Below are 16,546 nucleotides of genomic sequence, written 5' to 3' on the forward strand. Positions count from 1 at the left end.
TCAATAAACCTCCAAAATATAGGGTTCTATAATTTTTTCTTCCCTTAACTCAAGTTCCTGACAGGATTTCTTCCGCCTGTATAGCGGGTCTTTGAGCATTTTGACTGGCGATCGCCACAATGATTTTCTTGTACGTTGTATAAAAGGTAACTTGGTTGGTTCTAAAAATTCCTAAAAAACCGATTGTGACCGTTGAGGGTGCGGAATGTGAGGTCAATGTCAACTTCAACACTGTCTTGATTCTCCCACAGGAATTCTGCCAATAAGCGAAAATCTTCAACGGTGGGCTTATATTCGCAAGCTATTTCCCATGCTTCGGTTAAAGTAGCCCATTGTTCGGGAGTCTCAGGTTTTTGGCGCACGGCTGGTGAGGAAATTGGTTTTGATGCGGGCTTCTGATGGGTTAATCCCCGCCAGTCGTAGTTCAAATCATGGATGGCTGCTGCTGGCAAGGATGTCGGCATAGTCCGTGTCCAGCAAATTGATTTGTTCGAGCGACCAGTCAGTCATTCTCTGCATTCCATATTTCTTAGTGCTTCCCCATCATTTTACGTTGGTCTGACTTGGAGAGCGATCGCCACACAGAGCACACAAAATACACAGCAGCAGAAACTCGCTTGACGATCGCACACAGTCCCGCTCCCCTAGGTTTTTTAACTTGCTATCCTCAAGTTGTCCTACTGGTAGGTCTTTTCGATTTATTCGGAATCATTCAAGGGCGACGGCTACCAATGTTTATTCAATGCTGTATCCTAAACCCGCTCTTGCCAAAGTCCTTTTAGATAAGCCAGAATTGCTTAAAGAGGTGTGGCAGGGGTTCGATCGCATTTCTGATGAGACGCTGATGGGTGAGGGTCGCGTGTATGGGTGGATTGCATAAGCTGGAGCTGAGGGAATTGGGTAATGCTTTGGTTGAGAAGATTCTTGAGGTTTTACCCGAATTGCTCACCAACTCATCTGGTAGTCTAACGCTAAAGTTGAGCAGTTCCTAGTAAGGTCTGCATTTACACCAATGACTTTCTTCAGTCCGCTCCTACCAAATTGTTAGACCTCAAATACCACTATTTTGCAAGGTAAGCTCGCTTTTGCAGCTTGGCGACGAGTAATAACCCAACTATAGCAAGGAAGGCTGCTGGCAGAAAAATATATCGCCACGGAACTGGTGTGTATATTGTGCAGGTAACAGATGAAAAGATTAGTTGACTTCCGTAAAAAGTAAGTGGAATTGGATCAATTAAGCTCCGCAGTTGCGAGAACTCCCAGGCAAGGTGTTTGTCGCCTTGAAATGTGTACTTACCAGCAATATCATAAATAGGAAACGAAGAGGCGTTGCGATCATTGGGAGCGTTGAAAAACCTTTGAATGGCATTTTCACGATTAATGAGTTTTCTATACCAACGATTGTTACGCGCATCAATGTCTATAAAAAGAGTAGGTAAGAGACACGTTAGAACGAGCAAAATAATACTGGGTTCCTTCGTTTGAGAGAGAGAACCTAGACCAATACTCAGAACGGCTGACCAAAGTGTAATAGCCGCAGTCCGAACTTTCCATAACGTATCAATAGCGTCAGAAATCTTGGTTGCAAGGATATTCATCTCGGTTTTGAGAAGGTCAAGTTGTTTGTCTGAAATATTTTCTAGGTTCATCGTCTCATTTTAAGCACACTCGTATTCTTAAATTTCTGCCGCGTTACAAATAAACTTGAAGTCTACCCTGAGCAATCCCTTTGAGGTATGACTTTTAATTTGACTGCAACTGCGATCTAACACGCCATTAGACTGTATAAAACTGCAACGGTTCAATCCTTAAATTTACGCTTTTCTCCAGGTTCCACCCAAATAGTACACAACCCTGAAGTCGCGGGCCTTCCCGCAACTTCCAGAGTCACCCCCAAATGTCGAACATCTTTTTTACATTCTAAATTAGCAAACTTTCCCTCAACGCTAGCCCACCGCAAAGCCTCCGCCTGCTCCTGAGTCAAATGAACCGCTTTCCCCGGCGCAAATCCCCCTGGGACTAAAGTAAACCCACCCATCTCATCAAAGCACCAACACACAACGTCGTCAACAGAATACCCGCCGCCACCACCAAAGAACGCGCAGAAGTGGCTACCCTCGTCAATTCTGTCTGACGAACCAGAGAACTGACAGCAAAAGCAATTTCCCCGACTAACTTTTCATTGCACCGTAGCCAATAAAACCAACGATCGCCCAATCCCAACAGCTCTCAAACCGAATCATCCATCCATCCACAACAAACGCAATCCCAATGAACAGGCGGCGTTTCATATTGGGGGAACGGGAACTCACACCGGGGACAGCGACCAGTAAACAGTGGGTGCGTGTCCAACAGCTCTAACTGCTGCTCTCGTGTCCACCGTTGCTGTGGTTGCAGGATGAGTTCGCCGTTGTAGTAGCTTGCACCTTCGGGTTCCCACAATTCCTCTGGTTCGGCGTCGGGGTTTTCTCGAAAGTCAATGCAAGTGTCGGTGTTAGGGCCTGTGGGATGCACGGCACAGATGAGGTATGGGTTGCGGGCGTACAAAAGGCAACGATCGCACTCAGGGAGTTTGGGCATGGCGGGGGTGTGGGGTTTTGGTCTGGGTTTAGTTTCTCGCAAATGGGGGTGTTAGTGGCGAGCGCCGTGACTTCACTTTTTGGATTGCTAGCATTGTCGGTAGTATAACGGTTGTCTTTTTTTGAATTATTAGCGCTGCCCGACAGCTTCAGCTCGGAGATTTAGCACTATTGGGTTCGATAATTGCTGCTGATTTTGGCTATGCTGAAGGTGGGCGATTAGCTAAAGTTTTAGGTGGGTGGCAAGTTATTGGTTAGGCATTGGTGATTCTCGATTCTTTCTAGGTTTTACCAACAGTTTTTGTTGTTTAAAAACAAGAGTTAATAGCTTCACCGAGCACCTGGTTTGGTTTGGCTTATGTGAGTATTTTTAGTCAATTTATCGCATTTTTTTCCTGGTATCATAGTAGAACACTGGGTGAAGTTACATAGGTAGGTCAAATTCAGTTGTTGCAACCATTTTTGACGATTATGGCTTCGGCAAGTTTGCTTGGTGAAACTCACCGAGTAGATCGCCCTAGTCACGGCCTGTTTGGTTGTTGCTAGCATAGCGGCAGGTAAAAAAGCATCAAATAAGCGGGCAGAAGATTTGTGACGCGCTCGTTTTCTCAACAGGCTATTGACTCGGATCATTGACTTTCACATATCGACTCCATCTAACGACAGATGTAAAGCCGGGCTTATTTCTGTTCAATAATACCAATCAACTGAATTTTTAAGAGAATAGTAATGTTAGATATTGATGAAATGAGTTCACAAGAAATACAGGAGCTGCTACACCAAGTAGGATACGGTCATCTAGGCTGCATACACGAAGGCAAACCCTACGTGATGCCAATGAATTATTATCTCGAAGATTCGGATATTTACCTGTTTACAACCGAAGGCATGAAGACTCACGATCTTGATGCAAATCCAGAAATTTGTTTGCAGATTGAAGAAATACGCGAGCCGCTTCATTGGCGCAGCGTGATTGTGAATGGTCGAGCCTCCCGCCTCACAGTTCAGGAAGACATTGATCGGGCAATGCACTCGATCGAAGAACGCAATCCCACGCTGTCACCAGCTATCAATCGAACCTGGATTGATGCTCAGGGACGTTCAGAAGCGATCGCAATCTACCGCATCGACGTGAGTGAAATGAGCGGACGCACGACTGATGGAGTCAGCAGTCGCTAAGAACCGAGATACCTCAAACGTTCTAGCATGAATGAACATTATGCGATCGCCATTGACCGTGCGATCGCCTATGTCATTTAGCATCCCGGTAATTTTGATGTGAATGAAATCATCCTCCGTCCGACACGTCAAGAACTTTAGACTAATAGGAAAAAATCATGAAACAGCGAAAACTCGGCAATCAAGGATTAGTAGTTTCAGAGTTAGGACTGGGCTGTATGGGGATGTCCGAGTTCTACGGGACAACCGATGAGTCAGAATCGATCGCCACTATTCATCGCGCCTTAGAGTTAGGCGTGACTTTGCTCGATACGGCTGATATGTATGGTGTCGGTCACAATGAAGAGTTGGTCGGCAAAGCGATTAAAGACTGTCGAGATCGAGTCATTATTGCCACGAAGTTTGGCAATGTGCGCGGTAGCGACGGCAGCTTTAAGGGCGTCAATGGCAAACCCGAATATGTCCGCTCTTGCTGTGATGCCAGTCTCAAACGTCTGGGCGTAGATACGATCGATCTTTACTATCAGCACCGAGTCGATCCAAACACTCCCATCGAAGAAACCGTAGGCGCAATGGCGCAGCTCGTCCAAGCCGGGAAAGTTCGCTACCTTGGCCTATCCGAAGCCGCGAGCGCCACGATCCGCCGTGCAATGGCAGTGCATCCTATTTCCGCACTCCAAACTGAATATTCGCTCTGGAGTCGGGAGCCAGAATCTGAGATTTTGCCCACTTGCCGAGAGCTAGGGATTGGATTTGTGCCTTATAGCCCTCTGGGGCGTGGGTTTCTCACAGGCAAAATCAAGAGCCTCGATACATTATCTGAGGGAGACTATCGGGCCGAGCGATATCCTCGCTTTCAAGCCGAGAATCTCCAGCAAAATCTGGAGCTAGTCGAGCAAATCGAGCAGATGGCAGCCGAATCGGGTATCAAAGCCGGACAGTTGGCGCTGGCATGGGTTTTGGCGCAGGGCGAAGACATTGTGCCAATTCCAGGCACTAAACGTCGCACCTATTTAGAAGAAAACATTGCGGCTGCTGCTGTGACGCTGACTCAAGCAGAACTAGAGCAAATTGCCAAAGCGCTGCCATTAGGAATTGCCCTGGGCGATCGCTACCCCGATATGAGTACGGTCAATCGTTAGGATTTGGCGCGAGTGATGTGTGGCATCCATGCCTTTAGTAAATAAAAACAACCGCTAAAACTTAAGTCAATTGAGTTCTGAAAATCTACCCAATAAGGAGAAAATTATGACAGAGATTGTGAGCCGCGAGATTCAGCTAGTCTCTCGCCCCAAGGGGATTCCTACCGCAGATAACTTTGCGATCGCCGAGACCAAACTAGAGCCACTTCAAGATGGGCAAGTGCTCGTTCGCAATCTCTACATTTCGGTAGATCCATATATGCGCGGTCGCATGAACGAGGGGAAATCCTATGTTCCATCCTTCGCGTTAGGAAAAGCACTCGAAGGCGGCGCAGTCGGCCTTGTAATCGAGTCGCGTGCCCAGGAATTCAAGCCGGGTGATGTTGTCACTTCCAACTATGGCTGGCGGGAATACTTCATAGCTGCACCAAAAGATTTGCATCAGGTTAGCCGCGAGATTCAACCGCCCTCAGTTTACCTCGGTGCTCTCGGCATGACAGGTATGACTGCTTGGGTTGGGTTGAATTTGGTAGAAGTCAAAGCCGGCGATGTTATTTTTGTTTCGGGAGCAGCAGGCGCGGTGGGAAATGTCGCCGGACAACTGGCTTCATTGCGCGGATGCCATGTCATCGGGTCTGCTGGGTCAATGGAAAAAATCAAGTTTCTGCGAGAAGAATGCGGATTTGATAGCGCCTTCGATTACAAGGCCGGCCCTGTCCTCGAACAACTGAATCAGGCAGCACCGGACGGAATTGATGTCTATTTCGATAATGTAGGAGGCGAAACGCTGGAAGCGGCGCTCTCGGCATTACGGGTGCATGGCCGGATTATCGCTTGTGGCAGCATCTCCGGTTATAACGATGAAAAACCGCAGCCGGGCCCTTCCAATCTATTTAATATGATTGGCAAACGCTTGACGATGAAAGGGCTAATCGTTAGGGATTGGCTCGATCGCCAGAGTGAATTTGAACAAGAAGTGGGCGGCTATTTCCAAGCTGGCAAACTGAAGAACAAGGAAACAGTGGTGGTAGGAATCGAGCGAGCGGTGGATGCGTTCATCGGTCTTTTTGAAGGCAAAAATGTTGGTAAAATGGTGGTAAAATTGGACTAGGTAGACACTAATTGAGTGGGTACTTACTTCATTATTTGAGCAAGTTGCAATCCGACATCGCTTAGACATTATTTGGTAGAAGGATAGGATGCGATCGCTTGCATCAGATTGCGAACTATAAATCTAGCGGTACATTTTACTTTCCCAGCATTGGTCGTACCTGCAATTTCCAGAAGTTCCAATTAGAACCGCTATAAATAGGGTTCCGAACAGGACTCTACTGCTCTTTTTACTGCTCGGTCTGTTCACCTGTTAATAACAAAGCTTTTTGGATGGCTGCTTTTCCTTCTTCCGTTCTGTCTACAGCATTGAGTACAAATCCCAGGTTATAGTAAGCAGCCGCATAGCTTGGATCGAGTTCGATCGCTTCTTCAAATGCTGTAATTGCTGCATCAAATCGACCTTGATTACCAAGTATTTGTCCGAGGTATTGATATACAATAGCAGAATTGGGTGCTAGTTCTGTGGTGTGCTGAAGTACGGTGATAGCATCTTCGTCTCTGCCCTGCTTATTCAAAGCAACACCTAAATGGTAATGTGCTGCTGCTGATTGAGGAGCAACCTGAATTGCCTGTTGAAAATTAGTAATTGCCTCGCCGTATCTCTCTAGATTTACAAGTACCATACCAATACCAACAAAAGCCTGTGGTTGGCTCGAATCAATCTCGATCGCTTTTTGATAGACTGTCATAGCCTCGGAAAATCTTTGCCGCTCTGCTAGTGTGGCAGCCATATTCAGGTAAGCTGCTGAATAATTAGGTGCAATCCTAATAGCGTTTTGGTAAGCCCAGATAGCTTTCTCACCTTGACCTTGATAATCCAAAGCCATTCCTAGCTTGAGGTAGACATACGCATTATCAGGATCGTGCTTCAGAAAACGCCTCCATATTGACTCAGCCTCAACATATTCACCAGCTTGCTGTGCTAAATCTCCGGCTTGAAATAGTTTTTCCAAATCCATAAATTTTCTCCCATGCAAAAGACCAATAACAGCCATCTTGGTGGTGAGGGTCGTAGGGTTCAATTTGCATTCCCAGATGAACTCCTGTTAACTCTGAAAGCTTATGAGAGCATACTACAATACTCTACAATGTCTGATAGCTTGGCTTTGAATGCTTACAGATTTAGGGGACTTTCGCTGATTAACTAGCAATGACCCCAATGTGGGAGGCACCATCTTAAGGCGTTGAGGAGGGTTTGATGACCAAAACAGGATTAGGCATTCAAGAATTACTGTATTGTGAGCGATCGCAAATTCTCGCCATTGCCCAAAAACACGGAGCCTACAACGTGCGCGTATTCGGTTCTGTAGCGCGGGGCGAAGCGACCCCAGAAAGTGATATTGATTTGTTAGTGGATTACGATTTAGACAAAATCACGCCTTGGTTTCCAGGTGGGCTATTGCTTGATTTGGAACAACTACTCAATCGCAAGGTCGATATCGCCACAGTAGATATGTTGAAAGAACGCATTCGGGAGCGCGTGTTGCAGGAGGCTGTACCACTTTGAGACGAGAAGCGGAACGGCTGCAAGATATATTAGATGCAATAGCCGCAATTGAGCGGTATGCAAGCCAAGGCAGGCAGGCATTTGATAACCAAGAATTAATCCAAATTTGGATTGTTCATCACCTCCAGATTATTGGAGAAGCAACAAATGCGTTATCCTCCGAGTTGACAGGTCGATATTCCCAAGTCCCTTGGGCGCAAATTGTAGCGTTTAGGAATCTGGTAGTCCATGAATATTTCCGAGTTTCGCTGAACCTAGTTTGGGCGATCGTACAAAATAATTTACCTCCGCTGAAGGTAACAGTAGAACAGATTTTACAGGAGTTGCTAGATACGTGAGTTCAGCAGCGTTTCTGACAGCAGCGTTTCTGGCAGCAGCGTTTCTGGCAGCAGCGTTTTTCCCAAAGATTTCTGATGACCGTAAAAGCATCTTTATTCGCGACAGAAGGAGGTGGAACGGAGGACTGAGGGACTTCAATGCCCCTGGACGATCGATTGGGTATTCTGCACATCGACTGCATTTACTGGAAGCTTGCCTTGTAAGCGTTACTGAATTCACTGCGGGTTCAAGTGGTTTTTCGATCGGCTTTCCCAAATAAAGAATACCGAGAGCAATCCTAGCTCCCGGTATTAACTTTTCCAGTTCCGTTGTTGCGCGAGTAAATCCAATCAGGCTCAATGAAAGGAAAATTTGCCTCACTCGATTAAGCACAGCCGATCGTTATTGGTTAGCCTGTTCCAAAGCCGGATTCGTTGAAGCTCCAGCAATTTCGGCCAAGTTAATCTTGACGATTTTATTGCGAGCTTCAGTCACTTTGGGGAGAGTTAGCGTTAGAATGCCATCTTTGTATTCAGCTTGCACGGAGTCATTTTGAATGGGTGCGGGCAAGGAAAGCACCCGGTGGAATTTGCCGTAGCGGAATTCAGAGCGGACGTACCCAGGTTTCTCGTCTGTGTTTTCGTAGCGGCGTTCCCCAGAGATAGAAATTGCTTCGCGAGTGACTTGAACGTCAATGTCTTTGGGGTCAATTCCGGGCAGTTGCGCTTTTAATACGAAGTTGTCCCCAGCATCAGCAAATTCTAGAGCGGGCATCCAAGCGGCTTCTGAATTATCTCTCGCTGTTGCCAGTCGGTCAAAAGCTTTATCGAGCTGCTGGCGGATCGTTTCAATTTCTGTGAAGGGTTGCCAAGAGCGCATCAACATAATCTGTCACCTCAAAGATTGGTAAAGCTTTCTAAGAAAAGTTTGGGTTGAAGCTCGTTGCTTACAGTTATTATGATGCCGTTTCCTAAGTGGGAGGAACAGTCAGGAAAACCCCACTCTGTTGGTCGTATTTGCCAGAATGAACGTGAAATAACTAAGGGGAGTTGGTATTGAAGAAAACCGTACAAAGTTATTCCTAGAAACCAAAAATGCTGTGGCAACGCCATGATGACCCGGCCGAGCGAACTTTGCACGGCGTGAGCGTCGGGGAAAGTATCGCTGGTGTTAACCGTACCAATAGCACGGTGCGGGTGATGTGTAGCAGTGTAAGGAGGTGCACAGCGGGTGTGAGCTGCTTTCCAATAGCCATCGCTCGCGCTCATGAGTGCGAGCGCATAATCCCCTTCTTAAAAACCAGATCGCCCCAGAGGCTATGTGTCGTTAGTTCAACAAGTAGTAAGAGCTCAAAGCGCTTCTCTAAAATGTGTAAGAGTCAATGGCTGTACTTGAGAGCGATGGCTACACGCCCTTCCGACGCACTTATCTAACCCGCTGCTCTCTCAATTTTGACTCACGTCCTTTTCCACGCTGCCGCCGATCATCTCCACCTCAACATCACTCAGCATTTTGGGTTTCATCCCGTACAAATCGTTCAGCACAACCTTGACATTGGGAAACACAAAATATTCCGTTAGTTTCCCAATGCGGTAGTTAAAGGGTTGATACCGATGCTTGAAGTACAGCTCGACATTCCCCCGGTGTTCCCACAATCCCAGCAAATTGACGGTCACATCCGAGTAATGCGCTTTCACATCCCGCTGCACCTCGGCGATTCGTTCCTCGATCGATCGGGTAGTAACGCCAATCTTGTAGAAAATGTTGCCATCCGCTTTTACTTCAAGAAAATAAAGCGAGTTCACCAGAATCCGACGAAGCTGTGCTCGATAAATCAGCAAATCAGCCCGCCGTTCTTCCAAACAGGATAAACCCGCAGCTTCAGCAATCTCTACAGAGCCTTCCAATGAAGCCAGCTCCGACACCAGCAATGGTTCCTGGACTTTGTTGAACAGCGCCAGGGGAAGAGCACCCACTGGGATTTTGCCCAAGTCGGTAAACTGATAAGAGCGAGATCCTTCCGACTCCACCAATCCCTTCAACTGCCATCGAAAGTTTACCAAGTCTTTGGGAATCGATCGCTTTTGGGCCCCGTACTCTTTCCACAGCACCTTCAACTGTTCTAGTTCATCACCCTTGAGTTCGATATTGAAATGCTCGTAGAGGGGCAGCGAGGGAAATGCTTTGGTTTTAATCCGCTGCGAGACTGGTTTACAAGTTTCCTCGGTGTGCGCGAAGTGGTGCTCTTTCACCGAGCCCTTTTTTGCTGTGAGTCCGCCACCGCAGTAGAGGCAAGTTAGCTGAGTTTTTCCGCGCACAGCTTCATCAATGCCCGTCAGTTCGCCACTGGGAGCAACACCAAATTTAAGCCACATAGTCAAAAGTTCTCCTAAAAGCAGGTTTTGGAGATGCACCCGCTCCACATGACCAACGATTCTAACAAATCCAGGGGTTAGGGCTTCTGCCGATCGAAAGAAAGCGATCGGCATTCGATGCTCTTGATGCGTGACTTTAATCCTTGCATCCAAAATCTAAAATCTAAAATCTAAAATCTAAAATTGCTCGTCACCAGTCGGGAATTTCTTGGGCCGCGTCGTCTGCTTGGGCTTGTGACAGTTGGTGAGGGGGCAACGGATTTTGTGGCGTTGGGGGTGCTAAATCAGGATAAGTGGGTTTCCTGACGTAAGAAAGGGTAGAGAGTGCAGAGACGGCTCCCCTTACTTGGTCGGGCCGCACTTCTAAGTATTTCTGCAATTGTTCTAGGTTGCGGTGGCCGCTGATTTCTTGAATAATCCGCAATGGGATACCCGCGTTGCTCATCTGAGTGAGTGCCGACCTTCTGAGGCTGTGAGTGGAAGCGCCGATGATGCCAACTCGATCGCAGGCTTCTTGGAACAGGTGAGAGGCGGCTTCCGGGTTCGCGTGTTTCCAGCGGTGATTGAGGTGGCGGCTGGGGAACAGGTAGGGGTGTGAGGGATGTTCGTAAGTTTCTAACAGCAGCCTCAACTCTTGAATGATCGGGATAGTGCGGGTGCCGAGCTTGCCTTTGGTGTTGCCTTTGCGGATAATCATTTCGGAGCGGATGGCACCCGCTGGGGTGAAAACATCGATGACTTTCAAGCTGCACGCTTCGGCAATGCGGCAGGCGGTGTACAGACAAATCCCAAAGAGAGCGCGATCTCGGTCGCTCTGCAAACCTTCGTTGAACAAGAGTTCGATTTCCTCTTGGGTAAGTATCTTGGCCTGTCCGTGTCCCTCTATTTTCATGCTTGGTGTATACTCGACCCGACACCTGAGAGTTTGCCGCAAATACTGCATTGCTGCATCCGTAGGCGGGTATTTCTTAATGCGGCGGTTGAGCGAGAGGGAGGAAAGAAAGGGCGATCGCACTCCAGTTTATTGATATGTTTGGTAAGGATGCAAGTGCTGCGTTTGAGGTGAAATGATGCCATTGAGAGCATTTTTTGCAGACCGAGAGCTATTAGCCCCTCTAATGTCCGATGAAGAATGGCTCAATTTGAAAGCTCAGCGCCCAAAAGTTAGACTGTGCTGCTGCAACTCAACTGGATACTTACGCACGTCTAAACTCGGCACCAAGCATTTTGTTCACGGCAAGGACAGGATTTGTAATTGGGCACCGGAAACGTGGCAGCACCTACTAGCCAAGACTGAAATTGTTCGAGTCTGCCAGCAATTCGGCTACGACGCAAAAACAGAAGTTTCAGGCTCTGATTGGAGAGCGGATGTTTTAGCCACCAAAACAGACCGGGGAAAGTTAATCAAGCTAGCTTTTGAGGTGCAGTGGAGTCCGCAAACTTTAGAAGAAACTGCTGCAAGGCAAGCGAAATATCAGCGGGATGGCATCCGCTGCTGCTGGCTGTTTCGTAAACTTCCTACATCTCCTGATTTTAGTTGCCAAGACTTACCTATGTTTAAGTTATGGCTGGAATCAAAGGATGCTCTAATGGTTGATGCTTCTACCACAACCCTGACGCTTTCTGAATTTATGGCAGCTCTGCTGTCAAGGCATTTTAAATTTTCTTCTCATTACCAAGTCCGTCAAATTCAGCAAGTTAAGGTAGTTTTTTTTGCGGTGATTTGTTGGAGATGCCAACAACAGCACTACCTTTATTACATCCCCAATGCTGGTTATTATTCAGAATGCGGAATAAAACTAGATGAGGGAGCTTTTGGGGTTTTCGACAGTGACTTTTGGCTGTTTAGACCTGAACTTATCCAAGCAGTCAAAAACTATTTAAGAACAGAGGCAGGTCAAACAATCCGCATGGGAGAGATTAAGAAACGGTACAGCAAGACAGTCAGGCGCTCTTATATGTCATTTGGATGCCCTGGGTGCGATGCCATTTGGGGCGACCATTTCTATTTTGAGGCTATGTCTGAAGCTTGGTATGGTTATATTCCTACCATCGAACAGGATTTGCAAATAAGTTTAAATCCTCCCCTTAATTTGAATTCACGACCTCATTGGTGCTATTCACCCACAGGTAGCTTTTGCAATTGAAGGAATAGTATTAACCACAGGTTAGAGGGCTCGCCGAGCTGCAGAGTCACACTGTCGGTAACACGCTGTGAGCGAACTCCCACAGCAGAGCGTACTGTGATACAGACGTGAGTGACAATCACGCGGGAGTTAGGGAGGAGGCGTGAACCCACAAGGAAAGTAGTGAGCAAAAACGTGATGTACTGAGCTTTTCCCTTCTGGGTACGGGGAAAGCTGAGAGTAAGGTAAGAGTGTATGAGTTTTTTGTTAATGCGGAAAGTTTTTTGCCGGGTTAACCATTTAATATAGGCATAATCCAACAAAAATTAGGTTTATGGCCCGTGTTTTGGAAAGATTGCTGCAAATTGACTCGCTACTGCGGACAGCGCAGCGGCAAACAACAGCAACAATAGCTGAAGCCTTAGAAGTTAGCGAACGAACAATTCGTAGTGACTTGGCGTTCTTGCGCGATCGCTTTAACGCCCCACTAGAATACAGCCCCAAGCAGGGTCATTATTACACCGATCCGGAATGGCGGTTGCCGAGTATTTCCCTTTCCCAAGGAGAGCTGTTTGCTTTGACCTTGGGAGCTAGGATGCTAGAAGCTTACGCTGGTTTTACATATGCCGAGGAGTTACGCTCTGCTGTCGAGCGATTGAGTGAGCGACTACCAGAGCCGACTTGGGTTGATATGCAACAAATCGCCGACGAAAGAGTTGTCTTTAGAACTGGAGCAGAGACTTATCCTGATCCAGAAATTTGGAAACGGCTGATAGAGGCGTGTCGTAACTCTCATCGGGTGTCGATGCGGTATTTCACCGCGAGTCGGAATGCTGAGTCAGAACGAGTAATAGACCCTTATCTTCTTCATATCTATAGAGGGACTAACCCCTATATCATTGGCTTTTGTCACAAACGCCAAGCTATTCGCTGGTTTCGGATAGACCGTATTCGAGAGTTGCAGGTACTCAAAGAGAAATTTGTCCAAGACCCTAACTTTAATGCCAAAGAGCATTTAAGCAAGATTTTTCAAAGTGAAGTCGGAGGCAAGCCAGTCCCGGTAACGATTTGGTTTGATGCCTCAACTGCTCCCTATGTCCGAGAACGCCGCTGGCATCCCACACAAGAAATTCAAGAACATCTTGATGGTTCGGTGACATTGCAATTAATTGTGGGGGGACTCAATGAGTTGAAACGTTGGATTTTGGGTTATGGGAAGGGGGCTGTGGTCAAGGAACCATCAAAGTTAGTAGAGATGATGCGAGAGGAAGTTGAGGGGATGAGCGAGCAATATATTAGAGGGCTAGAACCATGAATTTTTTGGAGATTCAATTTGCACTACGGGGTAAAACGTTGCCTGCGGATCATGGCTATGCGCTGTATTCCGCGATCAAGAAACTACTACAAGAAGCTGAAAATGAATCAATTCCAAAGGATTTACCGTCAGAGGTTCGCTTGTGCAGCATCCCCGGCATTCCCGATCAGGCTGGCATGATTTATCTGAATAGGGGTTCACGATTGAGACTGCGTTGCCCATCGGATCTGATGCAAATCTGGTATCGATTCCTGCAAAACCAAGTCTTTGATATTCGAGGTCATCTAATTCGATTAGTTCAGCCAAGAATTACTTTGCCGGAAGCAAGTGACACTTTAACATCAAGACTGGTGACGTTTAAGTTAGATGCGATCGATCATGCGGATGTGCCCCGGTATTTTTTGGAGTCTTGTCAAAAGGGATTGGAACGATTAGAAATCAAGGGACAAGCATTTATTCCCAGTGATGCTAATGGCGATTTAGCGCGACGCACAATACAGGTAAAGGATAAGAAAATTCTTGGCTATGGTGTGGTAGTAGAAGGATTAAGCCAGGAAGATTCCCTAAAGCTGCAATGGCATGGACTAGGTGGGCGACAACACTTTGGCTGTGGCTGGTTTTATCCCGTCAAAGAGGTGCCGGATGTCGCCTGAACTCAAACAGCCAAAACGGTTATTAGCAAAATCAATTGAGAATGGCTGGAAGGGTTCCTACAGTCTGATTGGGCATACGGCAGATGTGGTGAATGCCATGACAACCCTAGTGGAAATTTTGGGCGATCGCCTGATTGTTCAGTTTGGGTTGACCTGCAATGTCACATTTCTACTAGCAACGGTTCGACTGGCTGCTTACCTACACGACTGGGGTAAAGCAAATAATCACTTTCAGCAGATGGTTCGTGGCAAGCGCCAAGCATTGAATGAACCGCAAATGGTTCGGCATGAAGCGCTGTCGGTTTTATTGGCGCTGGAATTTCGCGAGTGGCTAGAACAGGGCGAGGGCGATTTTTTTACGGCAGTTGCCGCAGCAGGTGGACATCATTTGAAGCTTGGAGGAAAGGCTGGAAAGCTGGCACCGGACTTATTTGAAATTCGCGCCAGTGGAGACGATCGTATTTATTTGTATACGGCACCACAATATTTCAAAGACATCCTTAAATACGGTGTAAAGAAACTGGGATTGCCACGATCACTGCCACAATCAGTGCGAAATTTACCCAGTAATTGGACGGTAGCTGATATTACCCAACGGCGATCGCGGATTGAACGAGCCTTTGCCGATTGGGAACCAGAGGTAAAGCTATTGGCAGTGGTGAAATCACTGTTAATTGCATCTGACTCTATCGGCTCTGCATCTGGACAAAACGATCGCAGGGATATCCAAAAAGTTTGGGAGGGCTTGAAAAGCACGCTCACTGAACCTGATTTACAGAATGTGATTAAGGAACGGCTTAAGGGTAATGCAATGCGTCCGTTTCAGGTTGACTTGGGTAATGCCTCATCGCGAGTCACGTTAGCTAGGGCGGGGTGCGGCACAGGAAAAACCCTTGGAGCCTATAACTGGGCGAAAACCCATGCCGTAGGACGTAAGTTATTTTTCTGCTATCCCACAACCGGCACGAGTACCGAGGGATTTCTGGACTATGTGCAGGATGAAGTTGAATCGGTGCTGCTGCATTCGCGGGCGGATGTGGATTTAGAACTGGCGAGAACCCGCGAGGAAGAGGATAACGGCACTGAGCTTTTCATTGATGACGCAGGCAAACTGATGCAAGCGTTTGAAAATGAAACGGCAAAGAAGCTGGATTCCTTCAAGGCTTGGGGGGTGAAGGTGAGCATTTGCACCGTTGATACTGTGTTAGGTTTGCTTCAGTGCAATCGTCGTCCGCTGTACTGTTTCCCGGTGATCGCCCAAGCTGCTTTCGTATTTGATGAAGTCCATTGTTACGATGATGCTTTGTTTGGGGCATTGCTGCGGTTTCTGGAAATGGTGAAGGCTCCAGTGCTGCTGATGTCAGCATCATTTTTGCCGTGGCAGATTGCAGCAATCGAAAAAGCAGCCGGTGAAAAAGTCCCAATCATTCCGGGAGATGCAGAGCTAGAGCAATATAACCGTTATCAGTTTCATCTTGTGGAGGCGCCAAATTGGGAGCGAGTTGAAGCAGAGCTTGCTAAGGGTGGAAAGGTTCTGTGGGTCTGCAATCAAGTAAATGAAGCAATTGAGGTTTATCGAACAGCCAAAAGCAAGAACCTCAATGCGGTGCTTTATCACAGTCGATTTCGGTATAGCGATCGCGTTGAGCATCATCGGGCGGTGTTAGATGGGTTCAAAAAAGATGAGCCAGTGATTGCAATCGCCACTCAAGTTGCTGAAATGTCACTGGATTTGTCTGCCACGCTCCTAGTATCGCAGCTTGCTGACCCAGCAGGATTGATTCAGCGGCTAGGACGTTTGAACCGGAAATACTGCGGTCATGCGCTGGATGCAATGTTTTATCCACCACCAAACCGATACCCCTACGAGCAAGAAGAAATTGCTCAGGGCAGGATATTAATTCAGTCATTTGATGGAGAAGTGAACCAGGCGCAGCTTGCTGCGTGGTTAGAAAAAATGGGCATCCAAGGCAAGCCTAAAACCCAAATGGTTCTATTAGATGGTAAGTGGCGTACCTATCCGGCTGCACTGCGGGAAGCAGGCTACACGGTGACAGCTTTACTGGAGCAAGATATAGCGACAGTGAATTCAAGCAAAGCCAGTGAGCTCTCACGTTACACAGTGCCGTTGACCGCGAAAGAGACAAAGCACTGGCAACGACATAAGAAGGGATTTTTGATTGCGCCCAAAGAGGAATGGACTTACTCAAAAGAAATTGGCGCAAAGGAGGTGAAGTAG

21 protein-coding genes are annotated in these 16,546 nt (G+C 47.2%); 11 read left to right on the forward strand and 10 right to left on the reverse strand.

Features of this window, described 5'->3' with window-relative positions:
• Positions 1–161: 161 nt before the first annotated feature.
• Positions 162–464: a hypothetical protein gene (locus tag QUB24_RS09215; RefSeq protein WP_333152683.1), complete on the reverse strand. Its 303-nt coding sequence runs from the start codon at positions 462–464 to the stop codon at positions 162–164.
• 278 nt (positions 465–742) lie between these two features.
• Between QUB24_RS09215 and QUB24_RS09220 the strand changes: the two genes are divergently transcribed.
• Positions 743–880 carry a hypothetical protein gene (locus tag QUB24_RS09220; RefSeq protein WP_333152685.1) on the forward strand — a complete coding sequence of 46 codons (138 nt, stop codon included), beginning with the start codon at positions 743–745 and terminating at the stop codon, positions 878–880.
• 181 nt (positions 881–1,061) lie between these two features.
• On the opposite strand, the gene QUB24_RS09225 is transcribed toward QUB24_RS09220, so the two are convergent.
• The 4 genes from QUB24_RS09225 to QUB24_RS09240 all read right to left on the reverse strand — a co-directional run bounded on the left by QUB24_RS09225 (position 1,062) and on the right by QUB24_RS09240 (position 2,580).
• The gene (locus QUB24_RS09225) at positions 1,062–1,649 is read right to left on the reverse strand and encodes a hypothetical protein (RefSeq protein WP_333152687.1); all 588 of its coding nucleotides are present in this window, start codon (positions 1,647–1,649) and stop codon (positions 1,062–1,064) included.
• Between the two features lie 152 nt (positions 1,650–1,801).
• The gene (locus tag QUB24_RS09230; protein ID WP_333152689.1) at positions 1,802–2,038 is read right to left on the reverse strand and encodes a DUF6753 family protein; all 237 of its coding nucleotides are present in this window, start codon (positions 2,036–2,038) and stop codon (positions 1,802–1,804) included.
• On the reverse strand, positions 2,020–2,217 hold the full coding sequence (locus tag QUB24_RS09235) for a hypothetical protein (protein WP_333152690.1): 198 nt from the start codon (positions 2,215–2,217) through the stop codon (positions 2,020–2,022). Before QUB24_RS09235 ends, QUB24_RS09230 begins: the two co-directional genes overlap by 19 nt.
• 12 nt (positions 2,218–2,229) lie before the next feature.
• The gene (locus QUB24_RS09240; protein WP_333152692.1) at positions 2,230–2,580 is read right to left on the reverse strand and encodes a hypothetical protein; all 351 of its coding nucleotides are present in this window, start codon (positions 2,578–2,580) and stop codon (positions 2,230–2,232) included.
• A gap of 728 nt (positions 2,581–3,308) precedes the next feature.
• Between QUB24_RS09240 and QUB24_RS09245 the strand changes: the two genes are divergently transcribed.
• From QUB24_RS09245 to QUB24_RS09255, 3 genes are all read left to right on the forward strand, one after another.
• Positions 3,309–3,758, forward strand: coding sequence for a pyridoxamine 5'-phosphate oxidase family protein (locus tag QUB24_RS09245; protein WP_333139764.1), 450 nt, complete (start codon positions 3,309–3,311; stop codon positions 3,756–3,758).
• A 158-nt stretch (positions 3,759–3,916) separates the two neighbouring features.
• On the forward strand, positions 3,917–4,900 hold the full coding sequence (locus QUB24_RS09250) for an aldo/keto reductase (protein WP_333139762.1): 984 nt from the start codon (positions 3,917–3,919) through the stop codon (positions 4,898–4,900).
• Positions 4,901–5,006: 106 nt separating this feature from the next.
• The gene (locus tag QUB24_RS09255) at positions 5,007–6,011 is read left to right on the forward strand and encodes an NADP-dependent oxidoreductase (RefSeq protein WP_333152694.1); all 1,005 of its coding nucleotides are present in this window, start codon (positions 5,007–5,009) and stop codon (positions 6,009–6,011) included.
• 229 nt (positions 6,012–6,240) lie between these two features.
• Here QUB24_RS09255 and QUB24_RS09260 read toward each other — a convergent pair whose 3' ends face one another.
• A complete protein-coding gene (locus QUB24_RS09260; protein ID WP_333152696.1) occupies positions 6,241–7,035 on the reverse strand; it encodes a tetratricopeptide repeat protein in 795 nt (264 codons plus the stop codon).
• Positions 7,036–7,211: 176 nt separating this feature from the next.
• Between QUB24_RS09260 and QUB24_RS09265 the strand changes: the two genes are divergently transcribed.
• Genes QUB24_RS09265 through QUB24_RS09275 form a run of 3 tightly spaced genes read left to right on the forward strand, consistent with a single transcriptional unit; the run spans position 7,212 to position 8,118 of the window.
• Positions 7,212–7,520 (forward strand): nucleotidyltransferase domain-containing protein, encoded by a 309-nt coding sequence (locus QUB24_RS09265; protein ID WP_333152698.1) that lies wholly within the window; start codon positions 7,212–7,214, stop codon positions 7,518–7,520.
• Positions 7,517–7,858, forward strand: a complete 342-nt coding sequence (locus tag QUB24_RS09270; RefSeq protein WP_333152700.1) for a HepT-like ribonuclease domain-containing protein — start codon at positions 7,517–7,519, stop codon at positions 7,856–7,858. Before QUB24_RS09265 ends, QUB24_RS09270 begins: the two co-directional genes overlap by 4 nt.
• Positions 7,855–8,118 (forward strand): hypothetical protein, encoded by a 264-nt coding sequence (locus tag QUB24_RS09275; RefSeq protein WP_333152702.1) that lies wholly within the window; start codon positions 7,855–7,857, stop codon positions 8,116–8,118. The genes QUB24_RS09270 and QUB24_RS09275 overlap by 4 nt, the downstream gene beginning before the upstream one ends.
• A 122-nt stretch (positions 8,119–8,240) precedes the next feature.
• Here QUB24_RS09275 and QUB24_RS09280 read toward each other — a convergent pair whose 3' ends face one another.
• The 4 genes from QUB24_RS09280 to QUB24_RS09295 all read right to left on the reverse strand — a co-directional run bounded on the left by QUB24_RS09280 (position 8,241) and on the right by QUB24_RS09295 (position 11,228).
• Positions 8,241–8,723, reverse strand: a complete 483-nt coding sequence (locus tag QUB24_RS09280) for an Hsp20/alpha crystallin family protein (protein ID WP_333152704.1) — start codon at positions 8,721–8,723, stop codon at positions 8,241–8,243.
• A gap of 11 nt (positions 8,724–8,734) precedes the next feature.
• Positions 8,735–9,106, reverse strand: coding sequence for a hypothetical protein (locus tag QUB24_RS09285; RefSeq protein ID WP_333152706.1), 372 nt, complete (start codon positions 9,104–9,106; stop codon positions 8,735–8,737).
• Positions 9,107–9,283: 177 nt separating this feature from the next.
• Positions 9,284–10,327 carry a GIY-YIG nuclease family protein gene (locus QUB24_RS09290; protein WP_333152708.1) on the reverse strand — a complete coding sequence of 348 codons (1,044 nt, stop codon included), beginning with the start codon at positions 10,325–10,327 and terminating at the stop codon, positions 9,284–9,286.
• Positions 10,328–10,403: 76 nt separating this feature from the next.
• Complete coding sequence (locus QUB24_RS09295) at positions 10,404–11,228, reverse strand: tyrosine-type recombinase/integrase (RefSeq protein WP_333152710.1); 825 nt, start codon at positions 11,226–11,228, stop codon at positions 10,404–10,406.
• Positions 11,229–11,280: 52 nt separating this feature from the next.
• On the opposite strand from QUB24_RS09295, the gene QUB24_RS09300 reads away from it, so the two are divergent.
• The 4 genes from QUB24_RS09300 (at position 11,281) to cas3 (ending at position 16,546) form a co-directional block, all read left to right on the forward strand.
• Positions 11,281–12,360 carry a competence protein CoiA family protein gene (locus QUB24_RS09300; protein WP_333152712.1) on the forward strand — a complete coding sequence of 360 codons (1,080 nt, stop codon included), beginning with the start codon at positions 11,281–11,283 and terminating at the stop codon, positions 12,358–12,360.
• A gap of 313 nt (positions 12,361–12,673) precedes the next feature.
• Complete coding sequence (locus QUB24_RS09305) at positions 12,674–13,654, forward strand: YafY family protein (RefSeq protein ID WP_333152713.1); 981 nt, start codon at positions 12,674–12,676, stop codon at positions 13,652–13,654.
• On the forward strand, positions 13,651–14,307 hold the full coding sequence (gene cas6 / locus QUB24_RS09310) for a type I-MYXAN CRISPR-associated protein Cas6/Cmx6 (protein ID WP_333054135.1): 657 nt from the start codon (positions 13,651–13,653) through the stop codon (positions 14,305–14,307). Before QUB24_RS09305 ends, cas6 begins: the two co-directional genes overlap by 4 nt.
• On the forward strand, positions 14,297–16,546 hold the full coding sequence (gene cas3 / locus QUB24_RS09315) for a CRISPR-associated helicase Cas3' (RefSeq protein WP_333054136.1): 2,250 nt from the start codon (positions 14,297–14,299) through the stop codon (positions 16,544–16,546). The genes cas6 and cas3 overlap by 11 nt, the downstream gene beginning before the upstream one ends.

It is taken from the genome of Microcoleus sp. B9-D4 (genome assembly GCF_036705105.1).
In the GTDB taxonomy this organism is placed as follows: Bacteria; Cyanobacteriota; Cyanobacteriia; order Cyanobacteriales; family Microcoleaceae; genus Microcoleus.

Coding starts and splice junctions, on each gene's coding strand:
- QUB24_RS09250 (WP_333139762.1), top strand. CDS start 3,917: ATGAAACAGCGAAAACTCGGCAATCAAGGATTAGTAGTTTCAGAGTTA.
- QUB24_RS09300 (WP_333152712.1), top strand. CDS start 11,281: ATGATGCCATTGAGAGCATTTTTTGCAGACCGAGAGCTATTAGCCCCT.
- QUB24_RS09240 (WP_333152692.1), bottom strand. CDS start 2,580: ATGCCCAAACTCCCTGAGTGCGATCGTTGCCTTTTGTACGCCCGCAAC.
- QUB24_RS09265 (WP_333152698.1), top strand. CDS start 7,212: ATGACCAAAACAGGATTAGGCATTCAAGAATTACTGTATTGTGAGCGA.
- QUB24_RS09215 (WP_333152683.1), bottom strand. CDS start 464: ATGCCGACATCCTTGCCAGCAGCAGCCATCCATGATTTGAACTACGAC.
- cas6 (WP_333054135.1), top strand. CDS start 13,651: ATGAATTTTTTGGAGATTCAATTTGCACTACGGGGTAAAACGTTGCCT.
- QUB24_RS09290 (WP_333152708.1), bottom strand. CDS start 10,327: ATGCCGATCGCTTTCTTTCGATCGGCAGAAGCCCTAACCCCTGGATTT.
- QUB24_RS09220 (WP_333152685.1), top strand. CDS start 743: ATGCTGTATCCTAAACCCGCTCTTGCCAAAGTCCTTTTAGATAAGCCA.
- QUB24_RS09245 (WP_333139764.1), top strand. CDS start 3,309: ATGTTAGATATTGATGAAATGAGTTCACAAGAAATACAGGAGCTGCTA.
- QUB24_RS09255 (WP_333152694.1), top strand. CDS start 5,007: ATGACAGAGATTGTGAGCCGCGAGATTCAGCTAGTCTCTCGCCCCAAG.
- QUB24_RS09285 (WP_333152706.1), bottom strand. CDS start 9,106: ATGAGCGCGAGCGATGGCTATTGGAAAGCAGCTCACACCCGCTGTGCA.
- QUB24_RS09230 (WP_333152689.1), bottom strand. CDS start 2,038: ATGGGTGGGTTTACTTTAGTCCCAGGGGGATTTGCGCCGGGGAAAGCG.
- QUB24_RS09280 (WP_333152704.1), bottom strand. CDS start 8,723: ATGTTGATGCGCTCTTGGCAACCCTTCACAGAAATTGAAACGATCCGC.
- QUB24_RS09305 (WP_333152713.1), top strand. CDS start 12,674: ATGGCCCGTGTTTTGGAAAGATTGCTGCAAATTGACTCGCTACTGCGG.
- QUB24_RS09225 (WP_333152687.1), bottom strand. CDS start 1,649: ATGAACCTAGAAAATATTTCAGACAAACAACTTGACCTTCTCAAAACC.
- cas3 (WP_333054136.1), top strand. CDS start 14,297: ATGTCGCCTGAACTCAAACAGCCAAAACGGTTATTAGCAAAATCAATT.